The 18,680-nt window shown below is 73.8% G+C and carries 1 protein-coding gene; it reads right to left on the reverse strand.

The window, feature by feature from the left end:
- Position 1 precedes the first annotated feature (1 nt).
- Complete coding sequence (locus C1708_RS03210; protein WP_106411199.1) at positions 2-18,613, reverse strand: type I polyketide synthase; 18,612 nt, start codon at positions 18,611-18,613, stop codon at positions 2-4.
- Positions 18,614-18,680: the final 67 nt, after the last annotated feature.

Consider the following 18,680-nt stretch of genomic DNA (forward strand, 5'->3'; position numbering starts at 1 on the left):
TCTACCTGCCGAGTTCGTTGTCAAGTGCTGCGAAGAGTTCGTCGTCGGTCGCCAGGTCGATGTCGGCGCCGTCGGGGCCGCCGTCCACCGTCCGGAGCAGACCGCGCAGTCGCGTGGCGTACGTTCCCGCCGGGCCGTCGCCGTCCGAAGGTCCGGCGGCCGAGAGTGCGGCCTCGAGGGCGTCCAGAGCCGCCTGGACCGGGTCCGCCGCTTCGCCGGCCAGCTCGCCCCGCAGGTGTTCGGCGAGAGCCTGAACGGTCGGGTGGTCGAAGACGAGCGTGCTGGGCAACTGCATTCCGGTGACGGTGTTCAGCCGGTTGCGCAGTTCGACCACGGTCAGGGAGTCGAAGCCCAGGTCCAGCAGTCCGCGCTGGACGTCGATCGTCCGCGGGGCCGGGTGGGCCAGCACGATACCGACCTGCTCCCTGACGAGGTCGAGCAGCCGCTGCCGCTGCTCCTCCGAGCCCAGGCCCGAGAGCCGTTGCGCGAGGGGGATCTCCGCCGGGGCGGAGGCTCGCCGGCCGGTGTGGGGCCCGGTGCGCACCAGGCCCCGGTACAGCTCGGGCAGGGCGTCCCCGAGGCTCCGCAGGGCCGCGAGGTCGAGGGCCACCGGTGCGAGCACCGGTGGCGTCGCCGCCGCGCCGGCCGCCGGTGGCGCCTCGGCTCCGGCCAGGGCCGTGTCGAGGGCGGTGAGCGCCCGGCCGGCCGACATCGGCAAGATCCCGTTGCGTGCGAGCCTGGCCCGGTCGGCACGGTCGAGGTCGTTCGCCATGCCGTCCTGCCACATTCCCCAGGCGAGGGACACGGCGGGCAGGCCCTCGGCGCGCCGGTGTCCGGCGAGCGCGTCCAGGAAGGTGTTGCCGGCGGCGTAGCCGGCCTGTCCGGCGTTGCCCACCAGACCGGCGACGGACGAGAAGAGGACGAAGTGCGTCAGCTCCAGCCCGGCGGTCAGCTCGTGCAGGTTCCAGGCGGCTGCCACCTTCGGCCGTAGGACCCGGGAGAGGCGCTCCCGGGTCGTGGCCTCCAGCATGGCGTCCTCGACGACTCCGGCCGCGTGCACGACCGCGGTGAGCGGGTGCTCGTCCGGAACCGAAGCGAGCAGCGCGGCCAGCGCGTCGCGGTCGGCCGCGTCGCATGCCGCGACGCGTACGTCCGCGCCGAGCGCCGCCAGTTCGGCGATCAAATTCCGCGCCCCGCCTCGCCGGCTGGTGAGCAGCAGGCGACGGGCGCCGTGGGCGGTCACCAGGTGCCGGGCGACCTGGGCCCCGAGGGCGCCGGTGCCCCCGGTGACCAGCACCGTGTGCTCCGGGTCGAACGCGCCACCGGTGTCCGGGGCCGGGTTCGGGACCTTGGCGAGCCGGGTCACGTAGGCCAGCCCTCCGCGCAGTTCGATCTGCGGCCGAGGGTCGGCCAGGGCCGCCGCGAGCAGGTCGCCGCCGACCGGGCGGCCGTCCGTGATCACGTGCTGGAAACGTCCCGGATGTTCCGACTCCGCGGTCCGCATCAGCCCGGAGAGCGCGCTGTGCGCCAGTTCCCCGGTGCTGACCACGGCGAGCCGAGCTCCGGCCGCCGGGTCGGTGGCGAGCCACTGCCGCAGGACCGTCAGCGTCTCCTCCGTGACCCGGCCGGTCTCCTGCGGGGTGGCCGGGCGTACCGGAAGGACGACCACGTCGGGTACGGGCGCGCCGTCCGCCGTCGAGGCCGCCAGGCCGGCGAGGTCGGCGTGGTGCCGGGCGGCGAGTCCGAGGGTGGTCCCGCCGAGGACCGCGAGACTCATGTCACCACCGGTGGCAAGTTCCACAGCGGCCCGCTCCACCGCGTACACGAGCGGCTCCGAGGGGCGGGTCAGCGAGGTCCCCGCCGGCAGGGCCCGCACGGCGAGCGAGGCGACGGTGGCGACCGGCGCGCCCGTCCCGTCGGCGACGGCGACCGTGACCGTTCCGTCCGGGCGGGGTGACAGCTTGACCCGCAGGGTTCCGGTCGCGGTCCCGGTCAGCTGGACGCCGCCGAAGGAGAAGGGCAGCCGTAGTGCGGCAGGCTCCTCCAGGAGCAGTGCGTGCAGCGCGGCGTCGAACAGGGCCGGGTGCAGGGCGAATCCCTCATCGAGGTCGACGGGCAGCTGTACCTCGGCGTAGAGGTCTTCGCCCGAGCGCCATGCCGCCCGGAGGCCCTGGAAGGCGGGTCCGTAGCCGTAGCCCCGGTCGGCGAGGCGGTCGTACAGGTTCTCGACCGGCTGTAGTTCGGCGCCGACCGGGGGCCACGGGACGAGGTCGGGGCCGGGGGTGCCGGGGACGGCGGCCACCACGGTTCCGGTGGCGTGCCGGTCCCAGGCGTCTCCTTCCTGGTCCCCGCGCGAGTGGACGGCGACGGGCCTGCGGCCGTCTCCGTCAGGGCCGCCGACGGTGATCTGGAGCTGGAGCGCGCCCTCGTCGGGGAGGACCAGGGGCGCCTGGAGGGCGAGTTCCTCCAGCCGCTCGCAGCCGAGTGCGGCGCCCGCGTGGAGCGCGAGCTCGACCAGGGCCGTGCCGGGGACCAGCAGGGTGCCGGCGACGGCGTGGTCGGCGAACCAGGGGTGGCTGCGGGCCGATATCCGGCCGGTGAACAGGACACCGTCGGAGTCGGCGAGCGGGACCGCGGCCCCGAGCAGCGGGTGCCGTGCGGCGTCCAGCCCGGCCGAGGTGACGTCGCCGCCGGGCCCTTCCATGAGCCAGTAGCGCCGGCGCTGGAAGGGATAGGTCGGCAGCTCCGCTGCCGGTCCCGTGTCCTCGTCGAACAGGGCGCGCCAGTCCACCGGCACCCCCCGCACGTGTGCGTGGGCCAGGGCGGTGACGGCTGTGTGCGGCTCGGGGCGCCCGCCGCGCATCACCGGGACCAGGAGCGATCCCGCGTCGAGGAAGTCTTGCCCCATGGCGCTGAGCACACCGTCCGGGCCGAGCTCCAGGAAGGTCCGTACGCCTTCGGCCTCCAGGGCGCGGGCCGCGTCCAGGAAGCGCACGGGGCGGCGGGCGTGCCGGACCCAGTACTCGTACGTGGTCAGCTCCTCGGCGCCGGCGAGCTGCCCCGTCAGGGTGGAGACGACCGGGATAGCGGGCGCGGCGAAGGTGAGCCCCTTCGCGACCGTCTGGAATTCGTCCAGCATCGCGTCCATGTGCGGCGAGTGGAAGGCGTGGCTGACGCGGAGCCGCTTGGTCCTGCGTCCCAGAGCGGAGAGTTCGGCCCCGACGGCCTCCACGGCCTCCTCGTCGCCCGAGAGCACCACGGAGGTGGGGCCGTTGACGGCGGCGATGTCCAGCAGGTCCTCCCGCCCGGCGAGCAGCGGCAGCACCTCCCGCTCCTCGGCCTCCACGGCGAGCATTGCGCCGCCGCCGGGCAGCGCCTGCATCAGCCGGCCGCGGGCCGCGACGAGCTGCGCCGCGTCCGCCAGGGAGAGGACGCCGGCGACGTGCGCGGCGGCCAGCTCACCGACGGAGTGCCCGGCGACGAAGTCCGGTCGCACGCCCCAGCCTTCGAGAAGCCGGAAGAGCGCGACCTCGGTGGCGAAGAGGGCAGCCTGCGTGAAGCCGGTCCGGTCCAGCGGCGCCGGGTCCGTGCCGAAGAGGACGTCGAGCAGCGGCTTCTCCAGCCACGGGTCGAGCTCCTCGCACACGGCGTCCAGCGCTGCGGCGTAGGCGGGGTAGGCGGTGTACAGCTCCCGTCCCATGCCGATTCGCTGGCTGCCCTGGCCGGTGAAGAGGAAGGCCGTACGGCCGTCCACGGGGGTACCCCGCACGGCCGGTGCCGCGCAGCCGTCGACCGCTTCGGTGACGGTGGAGGCCACCACGACGGCGCGGTGCGGCAGTCCGGCCCGTCCGAAGGCCAGGGTCCGGCCCGCCGGCGCCAGGTCTCCACGCGCGGCGCCGGCGAGGGCAGCACCCACCCGGTCCGCCTGCGCGAGCAGAGCCGCGTCGTTATGCGCGGACAGCAGCAGGGGCACGACCGGCATCGGCGCGGCGGGCGGGGCTACCCCCTCGGCCGGCGGCTCCTCCACGATGACGTGGGCGTTGGTACCGCTGATGCCGAAGGAGGACACGCCTGCCCGGCGCGACCGGTCGGACTCGGGCCACGGCACCGCCTCGGTGAGCAGTTCGACCGCCCCGGCGGACCAGTCCACGTGCGGGCTGGGCTCGTCGATGTGGAGGCTTCTGGGGAGCACCCCGTGCTCCATCGCCATGACCATCTTGATGACCCCGGCCACGCCGGCGGCGGCCTGGGAGTGTCCGATGTTGGATTTCAGGGAGCCCATCAGGAGGGGTGCCGTACGCTCCTGCCCGTACGTGGCGAGTACGGCGCGGGCCTCGATCGGGTCGCCCAGCGTGGTACCGGTGCCGTGGGCCTCCAGTGCGTCGACGTCCGCGGCGGTCAGGCCCGCGTTGGTCAGGGCCTGGCGGATCACCCGCTCCTGCGAGGAGCCGTTGGGGGCGGTGAGGCCGTTGCTCGCACCGTCCTGGTTGACGGCGGTTCCCCGGATCACGCCGAGGACCCGGCGGCCGTTGCGCCGGGCGTCGGAGAGCCGTTCCAGCAGGAGGATTCCGGCGCCTTCGGCCCAGGCCGCCCCGTCCGCCTGGGCGGAGAAGGACTTGCACCGGCCGTCCGGTGCCAGGCCGCGCTGCCTGCTGAACTCCACGAACAGAGTGGGCGCGGCGAGGACGGTCACCCCGCCGGCCAGGGCCAGCCCGCACTCGCCGTTCCGCAGCGCCTGCGCGGCGAGGTGGAGGGAGACGAGGGAGGAGGAGCAGGCGGTGTCGACGGTGATCGCCGGTCCCTGGAGGCCGAAGGTGTAGGCGACGCGGCCGGAGGCGACACTGACCGTGCTGCCGACCGACAGATAGCCCTCCAGGGCCTCGGGGGCGTCCTTCAGGCGTGCCGCGTAGTCGTTGGCCATGACACCGGCGAACACCCCGGTCCGGCTGCCCTTGAGTGAGGCCGGGTCGATGCCCGCGCGTTCGAATGCCTCCCAGCAGATCTCCAGCAGCAGGCGCTGCTGCGGATCGATGGCGGTGGCCTCACGGGCGCTCACCCCGAAGAGCTCGGGGTCGAACTGCGGGGCGTCGTAGAGGAATCCGCCGTGCCGGGTGTACGAGGTGCCCATGTGGTCGGGGTCCGCGTCGTACAGGCCGTCCAGGTCCCAGCCACGGTCGTCCGGGAACGGGCCGATGGCGTCCCGCTCGTCGGACAGCAGCGCCCACAGCTCCTCCGGTGAGCTGACCTGGCCCGGATAGCGGCAGGCCATCGCGACGATCGCGATCGGCTCGTCGGAGGCGCCGACGGCCGGTTCGGCCTCGGCCGGTGCGGCGTCCCGGCCGAGCAGCTCGGTCCGCAGGAAACCGGCCAGTTCGACTGTACTCGGGTGGTCGAACACCAGCGTCGCGGGCAGCTTCAGACCTGTGGCCGCGTTCAGCCGGTTGCGCAGTTCCACCGCCTTGAGCGAGTCGAAGCCCAGCTCGTTGAAGGCCCGGTCGGGCGCGACCTGGCCGGCGTCGGTGTGCCCCAGCACGGAGGCCACCACGCCGCGGACCAGCTCCAGCAGCGCGCGCTCCTGGTCCTGGGGGGCCAGGGGCGCCAGGCGTTCCCGGAGGGAGTTCCCGCCCGCCCGCTCGCCGGCGGCGGTGCGCCGCGCCGGGCGCACCAGGCCGTGGAAGAGCGCGGGCAGGGTGCCGTCCTCGCTCCGGGCCCGCAGTCCGGTGTAGTCGAGCAGCGCCGGGACGAGCATCGGGCGGCGGGTCGCGAGGGCCGCGTCGAACAGCGCAAGCCCCTGTTCGCTGCCGAGGGGGGCGATGCCGCCCCGGGCCATGCGGGCGAGGTCGGCGTCGGTCAGGTGACCGGTCATCCCGCTGCCCTCGGCCCACAGACCCCAGGCCAGCGACGTACCGGGCAGGCCGAGGGCCTGGCGGTGGTGTGCGAGGGCGTCCAGATAGGTGTTGGCCGCGGCGTAGTTGGCCTGCCCCGCCGTGCCGACCGTACCGGCGAGCGAGGAAAACAGGACGAACGCGTCCAGGTCCAGGTCGGCCGTCAGCTCGTGCAGGTGCCGGGCGGCGTCGACCTTAGGGCGCAGTACGTCGTCGAGCTGCCGGGCGGTGAGGGCGTGCAGCGTGCCGTCGTCGAGGACACCGGCGGTGTGCAGGACGGCGGTGAGCGGGTGCTCCGAGGGGATCGCGTCCAGCAGCGCGGCGACCGCCGTGCGGTCGGCAGTGTCGCAGGCGACCACGGACACGGCGGCTCCGTGGGCGGCGAGTTCGGCCTCCAGCTCCGGCATGCCCGCCGCGTCCCGGCCACGGCGGCTCACCAGCAGCAGGTGCCGTGCGCCGTGGGCGGTGACGAGGTGGCGGGCGAACAGCCGGCCCAGGGTGCCGGTGGCGCCCGTGACGAGCACGGTGCCCGCGGGATCCAGGGCGGGCACGGTGTCGTCGCCAGCCGTGGGCGAGGTGACCAGCCGGGGTACGAGCAGCGCCCCGTCGCGCAGGCTCACCTGCGCGTCCGGTACGGCCAGCGCGCGGCCGAGCTCGGCCTCGGAGACGTCCCAGTCCGTCAGGTCCAGCAGCCCGAACCGGCCGGGGTGCTCGGCCATGGCGGTCCGCACCAGCCCCCAGACGGGAGCGGAGCCGAGTCCGGCCTCCGTGCGAGCGGTGGTCGCGTCGCGGGTCACGAAGACCAGGCGCGAGTCGGCGAACCGCTCCTCGGCGAGCCACTCCTGGGCCAGCCGCAGAGCCCGGTGGGCCACGGCGCCGGGGCCGTCCTCACCGGGGAACGGGACCACCACGAGCGGCGGGGCACCGACCGTGCCGGCGAGGTCCGGGTAACTGCCCAGAGGGGCCGGCAGACCGGGACCGGAGGCGCCGACGACGGCCCACCCGGTGGCCGGGGCGGCCTCCGGGGCGGTCGTCCACTCCACCTGGAGCAGCGGCCGGCGGGGCGCGCCCGAGCCGGCGATCCGCGCGGGGTCCACGGCCCGCAGGCCGAGCGTCCTCACCGACGCGATCGGCGCACCGCTCGCGTCGGCGAGGGAGAGGGCGGCGCCCGAGCCCTCCGGGGTGATCCGTACGCGCACCACGCCGGCGTCCACCGCGTACAGCCGGACGCCGGTCCAGGCGAACGGCAGCGCCAGGCGGCTGTCCTCCGCGAGCGCCAGCGGGTGCAGGGCGGCGTCGAGGAGGGCCGGGTGGATCCCGAACTCGCCCGGGGCGACGCCCTCCGGGAGCGCGACCTCGGCGAACATCTCCCGGTCGGCGCGCCACAGCGCCCGCAGGCCCTGGAAGGCGGGCCCGTACTGGAAGCCCCGCTCGGCGAGCGTGTCGTAGGCCGCCGTCAGGTCGACCGGTTCGGCGCCGGCCGGGGGCCACGGGGTGCCGGCCTGTACGGCCGGACCTTCCTTCGCGTGGCCCAGTACGCCGGTGGCGTGCAGGGTCCACGGGTGGACGGCGGCGGCGTCGGGCTCGGGTTCCGGGCGGGAGTGCACGGACAGCGCGCGCCGGCCCTCCTCGTCCGGGGCGTCGACCACGACCTGGAGCTGGACTCCGCCACGGCCGGCCAGCACCAGGGGGGCCTGGAGGGTCAGCTCGTCGAGCTCGTCGAGGCCGGTGTGGTCACCCGCCCGGATGGCGAGGTCCACGAAGGCGGTACCGGGGAGCAGCACGGTGCCGGCCACGGCGTGGTCCGCGAGCCAGGGCTGCGTGGTCAGGGAGATCCTGCCGCTGAGGACCAGCTTGTCCTGGTCGGCCGTCCAGAGCGCGGCGCCGATGAGCGGGTGCCGCTCGGCGGCCATGCCGAGCCCGCCCGCGTCCCCGGCCGACGCCGGGCCCTCCAGCCAGTGGCGCCGGCGCTGGAAGGGGTAGGTCGGCAGGTCGACGACCGCGCCGGGCCCGCCGACCACCGCGGTCCAGTCGAGCGGGGCGCCCGAGACGTGGGCCTGCGCGGCGGAGGCGAGGAAGTCGTCGATTCCGCCCTCGTCACGGTGGAGCGACGGCACGGTGACGGCACTGTCGTACGGTGTGTCGTCGATCGTCTCCTGAAGCGCGACGGTCAGCACCGGGTGGGCGCTGGCCTCGATGAACACGCGGTGGCCCTGTGCGAGCAGGGTCCGGGTGGCCTCCTCCAGCCGGACGGTCCGGCGCAGGTTGCTGAACCAGTACGAGCCGTCGAGCTCCGTGCCGTCCAGCGGCTGCCCGGTGACGGTGGAGAGGAAGGGCACATCGACGGCGCGCGGGGTGAGCGAGGACAGGGCGTCGAGCAGCTCGTCCCGCACGCTGTCCACGTGCGCGGAGTGGGAGGCGTAGTCGACCGGGATGCGCTTGGCGCGCAGACCGTTGGCCTTGCAGTGGGCGACCAGCTCCTCCAGGGCGGTCACCTCTCCGGCGACCACCACGGAACGCGGACCGTTGTGCGCGGCGATGTCGATCGCGCCGTCCCACCGCGCGACGAGCTCACCCACCTCACCCGCCGGCAAGGCCACCGAGACCATCCCACCCGTACCCGCCAGCCTCACGATCGCCCGACTGCGCAACGCCACGACCTTCGCCGCATCCTCCAGCGACAACGCCCCCGACACCACAGCCGCCGCGATCTCACCCTGCGAATGCCCCACCACCGCATCCGGCTCCACACCCACCGAACGCCACAACGCCGCCAACGACACCATCACCGCCCACAACGCCGGCTGCACCACATCCACCCGATCGAAACCAGGCGCACCCTCCACACCCCGCAACACATCCAGCAACGACCACTCCGTGAACGGCGCCAACGCCCGCTCACACTCCCCTAGACGAGCAGCGAACACCGGCGACACCTCCACCAGCCCCACCGCCATACCCCGCCACTGCGACCCCTGACCCGGAAACACGAACACCGTCGTGCCCGGACTGGTGACGGTGCCCCGCACCAGGTTCGGCGCGGGCCCGCCCGAGGCCAGCGCGTCGAGACCGGCGAGCAGTTCGTCGCGGCCGGCGCCGGAGACCGCCGCCCGGAAGGGGAGGTGCGGGGCGCGGGTGGCGAGAGCCGAGGCCACCCGTGCCGGGTCGACGGTCTCCGGGGCCAGCAGCTCGCGCACCTGGCCGGCGCGCGCCGCCAGGGCCGCCTCGCTCTTCGCCGAGACCACCAGCGGAAGCCCCGCCACCACCGGTTCGCCGGTCGCGGCAGGCTCGGGGCCCTGCTCCAGGACCACATGGGCGTTCGTACCGCTGATACCGAACGAGGACACGGCCGCGCGGCGCGGACGCGCCACCTCCGGCCACGGCCTGCGCTCGGTGACCAGCTCCACCGCACCCGCCGACCAATCGACGTGGGGTGTGGGCTCGTCCACGTGCAGCGTCGGCGCGAGCTCCCCGTGGCGCATCGCCATCAGCATCTTGATGATGCCCGCGACACCCGCGGCGGCCTGCGTGTGACCGATGTTCGACTTGACCGAACCCAGCCGCAGGGGCTCCTCGCGTTCCTGGCCGTAGGTGGCGAGCAGCGCGTTGGCCTCGATCGGGTCACCGAGCCGGGTGCCGGTGCCGTGCGCCTCGACCGCGTCCACCTCGTGCGGGGCGAGACGGGCGTTGGCGAGGGCCTGGCGGATGACGCGTTCCTGTGAGGGCCCGTTGGGGGCGGTGAGGCCGTTGCTCGCACCGTCCTGGTTGACCGCGGAACCCCGGATCACCCCCAGCACGGTGTGCCCGAGCCGCTGGGCGTCCGACAGCCGCTCCAACACCAGCATGCCCGCGCCCTCGCCCCAGCCCGTACCGTCCGCCGACGCCGCGAACGACTTGCAGGTCCCGTCCGGCGACAGACCGCGCTGACGCGAAAACTCGACGAAGGTCGTCGGCGTGGACATCACGGTGACCCCGCCGGCGAGTGCCATCGAGCACTCGCCCTGGCGCAGCGCCTGAGTGGCCAGGTGCACCGCCACCAGGGAGGACGAACACGCCGTGTCCAGCGTCACCGCCGGTCCTTCCAGACCGAACGTGTAGGCCACCCGGCCCGACAGGACACTGGAGATCGTGCCCGTCAGCAGATGCCCCTCGAAGCCCTCCGGCGCATGTCCCAGCCGCGACCCGTAGTCGTTGTACATCACACCCGCGTAGACACCGGTCGAGGAGCCGCGCAGCGAGGCGGGGTCGACTCCCGCACGCTCCAGCGCCTCCCAGGCGACCTCCAGCAGCACCCGCTGCTGCGGGTCGGTCGCGATCGCCTCACGCGGGCTCAGGCCGAAGAACTCGGCGTCGAAGTCGGCGGACCCGTAGAGGAATCCGCCCTTACGGGTGTACGACGTGCCGGTCTTGTCGGGGTCCGGGTCGTAGAGGCTCTCCACGTCCCATCCTCGGTCGGCCGGGAACTCGTCGATCGCGTCCCGGCCCTCCGCGACGAGCCGCCACAGGTCCTCCGGCGAGGAGACCCCGCCCGGATAGCGGCATCCCATACCGACCACGGCGATCGGCTCGTCCGTTCCCTGGGCGTGGGCGGCCACCGACGGGACGACGGCCGTCCCGGTCGCGTCGAGCCGGTCCAGCAGGAAGTCCGCCACCGCCCGGGGCGACGGGTGGTCGAACACGAGGGTGGTGGGCAGGCGCAGCCCGGTCACCGCGCTGAGCCGGTTGCGCAGTTCGACACCCATGAGGGAGTCGAAGCCGATGTCCATGAACGCCTTGACCGGGTCGATGCCGGCGCCGGCCCCGTGCCCGAGGACCAGCCCCACGGTCTCCCGTACGGTCCGGAGCACGGCCTGGGCCCGCTCCTCCGCGCCCAGCGCGTTCAGCCGCCCGGCCCACGACGAGCCGGCGCCGGCGGTGGCCGCCTGCCGACGGCGGACGCGGACCAGGCCGGTGAACAGCTCGGGAAGCGTGTTCTCAGCGGCACGGGTCCGCAGGGCGCGCAGGTCGAGTTCGGCGGGGACCAGCAGCGGCTCCGCCGAGGCGAGCGCCGCGTCGAAGAGGTCGAGGCCCAGTTCCGGGGTCAGCGGGACGATCCCGCTCCGCTTCCACCGCGCGACATCGGCGTCGGTGAGGGTCGCGGCCATGCCGTCGGCGCTGTCCCACAGGCTCCACGCGAGGGAGGTGGCGGGCAGGTTCCGGGCGCGGCGGTGCTGCGCGAGGGCGTCGAGGAAGGTGTTCGCGGCGGCGTAGTTGGCCTGGCCGGCGTTACCCATGAGACCCGCGATGGACGAGAACATCACGAACGAGGCGAGGCCGTGGGACTCGGTGAGGCGGTGGAGGTTCCAGGCCGCGTCCACCTTCGGACGCATCACGCGCTCCAGCTGACCGGCCGACAGCGAGGCGACCGTCGTGTCGTCCAGGACACCCGCCGTGTGCACCACGGCGGTCAGCGGACGCTCGGCCGCGACCTCGTCCAGCAGACCGGCCAGCGCGCCGAGGTCCGACACGTCACAGGCCGCCACGCGCGCCCGCGCGCCCGCCTCCGCCAGCTCTGCCACGAACTCGGCGGCCCCCGGCGTCCCACCCCCGCGACGCGACACCAGCAGCAGGTGCCGGGCACCGTGATGCGTCACCAGGCGGCGCGTCACCAGCCGGCCCAGCGTGCCCAGGGCACCGGTCACCAGGACCGTGCCCTCCGGGTCCAGATTCTCCGCCACGCCCGCCGCGACACCCTCGGCACGCGTCAGGCGCGGCACGAACAGCGCGCCGCCCCGCACCGCCACCTCGGGCTCACCCGACGCCAGCACGGTGGGCAGCAGCTCCGCCCCGCCCTCGTCGACGTGGGCGAGGACCAGCCGGCCGGGCTGCTCGGTCTGCGCGGTACGGATCAGGCCCACGAGCGGGGCCGTGTGCAGTGCGCCGTCCGGGACGACGAGGACGAGGCGGCTGTCCGCGAACCGCGGGGCAGCCAGCCACTCCTGTACCGTCTCCAGCCCACGCGAGGCGGTGGAGTGGGTCCGGTCGAGTACGTCACCGATGCCTTCGTCGACGAGTTCCCGCTCGCCGATCACCACGAATTCCGGCACATCGGATCCGGCGTCGAGCGCGGCGCCGAGGGCGGCGAGGTCGGCGTAGGGCGCCTCGCCCAGCCGGACCCACCGCCGGCCGGCGACCGGCTCGGCCGCCGGGACGGGCTCCCAGGCCACCCGGTACAGGGACTCCACGGCCGGGCCGGCGACGGCGATCCGGTCGCGGGCGACCGGCCGCAGGGTGACCGACTCGATGGTCGCCACCGGAGCGCCGGCGCCGTCGGCGAGAGCGAGACGGGCCGTGTCCTGGCCGGTCCGGGTCCAGTGGACGCGCACCACCGTGGCGCCGACCGCATGCGGCGCGAAGCCCGCGAACGAGAACGGCAGTCGGATCGTGGTGTCGTCCTGCGCCGAGGCCGCGGCCTCCAGCACGAGCGGGTGCAGGACCGCGTCGAGCAGGGCGGGGTGCACCCCGAAGCGCGCGGCTCCCGGGTGGAGCTGCTCGGGCAGGACGGCCTCGGCGAACAGGTCGTCACCGGCGCGCCAGGCGGCCCGCAGCCCCTGGAAGGCCGGCCCGTAGCCGTAGCCCAGGTCGCCGAGGCGGTCGTAGACGCCGTCCAGCGGGACGGGCGTGGCGCCTGCCGGGGGCCATGTCTCCAGGGAGACACCCGGCGAGGGGACGGCGGAGGTGAGCAGGCCGGTCGCGTGGGCGGTCCATTGTTCCTCGCCGGTCCGTGCGTACACGGTGAACCGGCGGTCGCCGCGCACGTCGGCCCGGTCGACGGCCAGCCGCAGCTGAGCGCCCGTCGTCCCCGGGAGAGCCAGGGGGGCCTGGAGGGTGAGCTCCTCGACGCCGGCGTATCCCAGCTGTTCGGCCGCAGCGCCCGCGAGCTCCAGGAAAACCGTCCCCGGTACCAGGACCGTCCCACCGATCGCGTGATCGACCAGCCACGGGTGCGAGGACGACGAGACCGAAGCCGAGAACTGGACCGCGTCACCGTCCGGCTCCGTGATCACCGCAGCCAGCAGCGGGTGATCCACAGCCGTCAGACCCAGACCCGCCGCGTCACCGGAGCGCGGCGCGTCCAGCCAGAAGCGTTCGCGCTGGAAGGCATACGTCGGCAGCTCCACCACACGGGAGCCCGGCAGGAACCGCTCCCAGTCCACACCCGCGCCGTGTGCGTGCACAGCGCCCAGGGCGGCGAGCAGGGAACGCTTCTCGGGACGGTCCTTGCGCAGCACCGGAACCGTGACGACGCCCTCGGCGCCGTCCAGGCACTCGCCCGTCAGAGCCGCGAGTGTCCCGTCGGGGCCCAGCTCCACGAACGCCGTCACACCGAGACCGGTCAGCGTGGCGATGCCGTCGGCGAAACGGACCGCCGAACGGGCCTGCACGGCCCAGTACTCGGGAGTGAACTCCTCGACCACCTCACCGGTGACATTCGAGACGACCGGGATCCGGGGAGCCGAATGGGTCAGGGTCCGGGCGATCTCGGTGAGCTCTGCCAGCATGCCGTCCAGGTGCGCGGAGTGGAAGGCGTGGCTCACCTTCAGCCGTGTGGCCCGCACGCCCTCCCCGCGCGCCAGCTCCAGGACGTCGAGCACGGCCGTCTCGTCACCCGAGATCACGGTGGCGGCAGGGCTGTTGACCCCGGCCACCTCCACCCCGGAGCGGCCCTCCAGCCACCCGGCGACGCGCGCCTCCCCCGCGTTCAGGGCGGCCATCGCCCCGCCCTCGGCAACACCCTCCATCAGACGCGCCCGCGCGCACACCAGACGCGCGGCGTCCTGGAGCGACAGCACATCCGCCACATGGGCCGCCGCCAGCTCACCCACCGAATGACCCACCAGGTAGTCCGGAGTCACCCCGTAACGGGTCAGCAGACGGAACAGGGCCACCTCGACCGCGAACAACGCCGGCTGGGTGTAGAGGGTCCGCCGCAGCAGCTCCGGCTCGCCCTCGATCACCTCGGCGAGCGAACGGTCCAGGTGGACGTCCAACGCCTCCGCGACCTCGTCGAACGCAGCCGCGAACACCGGCTCCGCCGCGTACAGCTCGCGGCCCATGCCCACCCGCTGACTGCCCTGCCCCGAGAACAGGAACGCCACCGGGCCCGCCGATGCGGCCTCACCCGGAGTCAACGTCCGTAGGGCGTCAAGGAGTTCCTCGCGGGTCTCCCCCACGACCACCGCGCGGTGGGCGAATCGGGCACGTGATACGGCCAGCGCACGGCCCACGGCCGCGGCGTCCAGCTCCGGCCGTTCCTCCAGGAACGACACCAGCCGCTGCGCCTGCTCCGACAGAGCGGCCCGCGACCTGCCCGACACCACCCACGGCACCGGTCCCGGCACCGACGGCTCCGCCACCGGGGCTTCTGTCTCCGTCACCTGCTCGACGATGAGGTGTGCGTTGGTACCGCTGATTCCGAACGACGAGACGGCTGCCCGGCGCGGGCGACCGCGCTCCGGCCACTGCTCGGCCCGCGTCAGCAGCTCCACCGCGCCGGCCGACCAGTCGACGTGCGGGGTCGCCTCGTCCACGTGCAGCGTCGCCGGGAGCACCCCGTGCCGCATGGCCATGACCATCTTGATCACGCCCGCGACACCCGCCGCGGCCTGCGTGTGACCGACGTTCGACTTCAGCGAGCCGAGGCGGAGCGGCTCCTCGCGGTCCTGGCCGTAGGTGGCCAGGAGCGCCTGCGCCTCGATCGGGTCGCCGAGCCTGGTGCCCGTGCCGTGCGCCTCCACCGCGTCCACCTCGGACGCCGACAGGCGGGCGTCGGCCAGCGCGGCGCGGATGACCCGCTCCTGCGCGGGCCCGTTCGGGGCCGCCAGGCCGTTGCTCGCCCCGTCCTGGTTCACGGCGGAACCACGGATCACCGCGAGCACCCGGTGCCCGTTGCGTTCCGCGTCCGACAACCGCTCCAGCACCAGCAGGCCCACGCCCTCGGCCCAGCCTGTACCGTCCGCCGACGACGAGAACGCCTTGCACCGCCCGTCCGGCGACAGCCCGCGCTGCCGGGAGAACTCCACGAACATGCCGGGCGTGGCCATGACGGACACACCGCCGGCGAGCGCCATGGAGGACTCGCCCTGGCGCAGCGACCGCGCGGCGAGATGGAGTGCGACGAGTGAGGACGAGCAGGCGGTGTCGACCGTCACCGCCGGGCCTTCGAGACCGAAGGTGTAGGCCAGCCGGCCCGAGGCCACACTGGCGGTGTTGCCCGTCAGCAGGTAGCCGTCGTGTCCGCCGGACGGCTCGTGCAGCCTCGGCCCGTACTCCTGCGCCGTGGCGCCCACGTACACACCGGTTCGGGTGCCGCGCAGCGCGGCGGGGTCGATGCCCGCCTGCTCCAGAGCCTCCCAGGCCGTCTCCAGCAGCAGCCGCTGCTGGGGCTCCATCGCCGCCGCCTCCCGGGGGCTGATGCCGAAGAACTCGGCGTCGAACCGGTCCGCGTCGTGCAGGAAGCCGCCCTGGGTGGCATAGGTCGTGCCGGGGCTGTCCGGATCGTCGGTGAAAAGCGCGTCGAGGTCCCAGCCCCGGTTGGCCGGGAATGCGCCGATCGCGTCGGCCTCGTCGCTGACCAGGTTCCACAGGTCCGCGGGGGAGGCGACCCCGCCCGGCAGCCGGCACGCCATGCCCACGATCGCGATCGGCTCGTCGAGCGCCACGGCCGCGTAGGCGTCGTCGTCCAGGCCCTGGTCCTGGCCTTCGTACAGGTCCTCGTACAGCTCCTCGTCCGGGTCCTCGGCCAGGTCCGGGAGCTGAGCGCCGAGGTGTGCGGCGAGTACGGCCGGAGTCGGGTGGTCGAAGAGGAGGCCGGCGGGCAGCGACAGCCCGGTGGCCCTGTTCAGCGCGTTCCGGAGCTCGACGGACGAGACGGAGTCGAAGCCCAGGTCCTTGAAGGTCGTGTCGATGTCGACGTCACGCGCCGAGCCGTGGCCGAGCACCGCCGCCGCGTGCGCACGCACCAGCTCCAGGGCGTCGCCGCGCGGCGCGGACCTCTTCCGGCCGCTCCGCCGTGCCACGGCGGTCCGGACCGGGGCCGGCCCGGCCGCCGGGCCCTCCAGCCAGTAGTGCTCACGCTGGAAGGCGTACGTGGGTAGATCCACCAGCCCCGGACCCGGCAGCAGACGCTCCCAGTCCACCTCCACGCCGTTGGCGTGCGCCTCCGCGACCGAGGTCAGAAAACGGTCCTGCCCCCCGTCGTCGCGGCGCAGCGATCCGACGACGATGGTGCCGCCGACTCCGGCCTCCTCGGCCGTTTCGCTGAGGGCCGAGGTGAGCACCGGGTGGGCGCTGACCTCGATGAAGACGTGATGCCCGTCGTCGAGCAGAGCGCGGGTGGCTTCCTCCAGCCGGACGGTCCGGCGCAGGTTGCTGAACCAGTACGAGCCGTCGAGCTCCGTGCCGTCCAGCGGCTGCCCGGTGACGGTGGAGAAGAAGGGGATGTCACCCGCACGCGGCGTGACATCGGCCAGCAGCTCCCGCAGCTCGTCCCTCAGCAGGTCGACGTGGGCGGAGTGGGAGGCGTAGTCGACCTTGATGGTGCGGGCACGGTACCCCTCGGCCTCACCGCGCGCGACGAGGTCGGCCAGGGCCTCCGGGTCGCCGGAGACGACCGTGCTCCGGGGACCGTTGTGCGCGGCGATGTCGATCGCGCCGTCCCACCGCGCGACGAGCTCACCCACCTCACCCGCCGGCAAGGCCACCGAGACCATCCCACCCGTACCCGCCAGCCTCACGATCGCCCGACTGCGCAACGCCACGACCTTCGCCGCATCCTCCAGCGACAACGCCCCCGACACCACAGCCGCCGCGATCTCACCCTGCGAATGCCCCACCACCGCATCCGGCTCCACACCCACCGAACGCCACAACGCCGCCAACGACACCATCACCGCCCACAACGCCGGCTGCACCACATCCACCCGATCGAAACCAGGCGCACCCTCCACACCCCGCAACACATCCAGCAACGACCACTCCGTGAACGGCGCCAACGCCCGCTCACACTCCCTCAGACGAGCAGCGAACACCGGCGACACCTCCACCAGCCCCACCGCCATACCCCGCCACTGCGACCCCTGACCCGGAAACACGAACACCGTCCTACCGGGGCCTCCCGGCACCGCACGGCCCGTCACCACACCGGCCGCAGGCAGGCCCTCGGCCAACGCCCGCACACCCGCCAGCAGTTCGTCGGGAGTCTGCCCCACGACCACCGCACGGTGATCGAAGCGGGCACGCGACGCCGCGAGCGAGCGGCCCACCGCCGCGGCGTCCAGCTCCGGCCGCTCCTCCAGGTACGACACGAGCCGCCCGGCCTGGCCGGCCACGGCTTCGGCCGACCTGCCCGACAGCACCCACGGCACCGCACCCGTGCCGGACGCGGCGGCAGGCGGACCCTCCGCAGGCCCGGTGCGCCAGTCCGACAGCACGACGTGGCAGTTCGTACCCCCCACGCCGAACGAGCTGACGCCTCCGTAGAGCGGTTCGTCCGGCCGCGGCCATGCCTCGACGCCGCGCTGCACGACCAGCTTCAACGCGTCGAAGGGGATGTCGGGGTTCGGGGTCTCGAAGTTGAGGCTCGGCACGAGCTCGCGGTGACGGATGCAGAGCGCCGCCTTCAGCAGGCCGACGATGCCGGCGGCACCCTCCAGGTGCCCGACGTTCGTCTTCACCGATCCGACCCGCAGTGCGGCTCCGTCCGCGCGGCCGTCACCGAGTACCGCGCCCAGAGCCGACGCCTCGATCGGGTCGCCCACTTTGGTGCCCGTGCCGTGCAGTTCGACGTACTGGACCTGCTCGGCGGCCACGCCGGCACGCCGGTACGCCTGCCGCAGGACCTCCTGCTGGCCGGCCGAACTGGGCACGGTGAGGCCCTCGGTGGTCCCGTCGTTGTTCATCGCGCTGCCGCGCAGCACGCAGTAGACCGGGTCTCCGTCCGCCACGGCGGCGTGCAGTGGCTTGAGCAGGACGAACGCACCGCCCTCACCGCGTACGTATCCGTTCGCCCTCGCGTCGAACGTGAAGCTGAGGCCGTCCGGTGACAGGGCGCCGAGCCGCTCGGCGCTGGTGGTGCTGTCCGGCACCAGGTTGAGGCTGACCCCGCCGGCCAGGGCCATGGTGGACTCGCTGCGGCGCAGGCTCTCGGCTGCCAGGTGCACGGCGACCAGTGAGGAGGACTGGCCGGTGTCCACGGCCGCGCTCGGTCCGTGCAGACCCAGGGTGTAGGAGATCCGGTTGGCGATGACACCACGGTTGAGACCGGTCAGGGTGTGGCGGGTGACACCGTCGCCCCCGTGCTGACGCGTGAGCGCGGCGTAGTCGTCGGCGATGACACCAACGAAGACACCGGTCCGGCTGTCGGCGAGAGCAGACGGGAGGATCCTGGCGTCCTCCAGCGCCTCCCAGGCCAGCTCCAGCATCAGCCGCTGCTGCGGGTCCATCGACGCCGCCTCACGCGGGCTGACGCCGAAGAAGCCCGCGTCGAAGCCGCTGACGTCCTCCAGATAGCCCCCCGGCCGGGAGGGCAGTCCGGGGCGCCCCGCCGGGGGCGCGCCGATCGCACTGCGGCCCTCGCGCAGCAGCCGCCACAGTTGCGCGGGGTTCTCCGCATGCGGCAGTCGGCAGGACATACCGACGACGGCGATCGCCTCGGCCGATACCGACGTGTCAGCTTGGAATTCAACCATGGTCGAGTACGCCCTACCTGTTGATCCGTACGATTCCTGAGCGGGGGCACAGCACCCGTAGCCGTGC

This window comes from Streptomyces sp. DH-12 (assembly GCF_002899455.1).
Lineage (GTDB): Bacteria > Actinomycetota > Actinomycetes > Streptomycetales > Streptomycetaceae > Streptomyces.

Coding starts and splice junctions, on each gene's coding strand:
- C1708_RS03210 (WP_106411199.1), bottom strand. CDS start 18,613: ATGGTTGAATTCCAAGCTGACACGTCGGTATCGGCCGAGGCGATCGCC.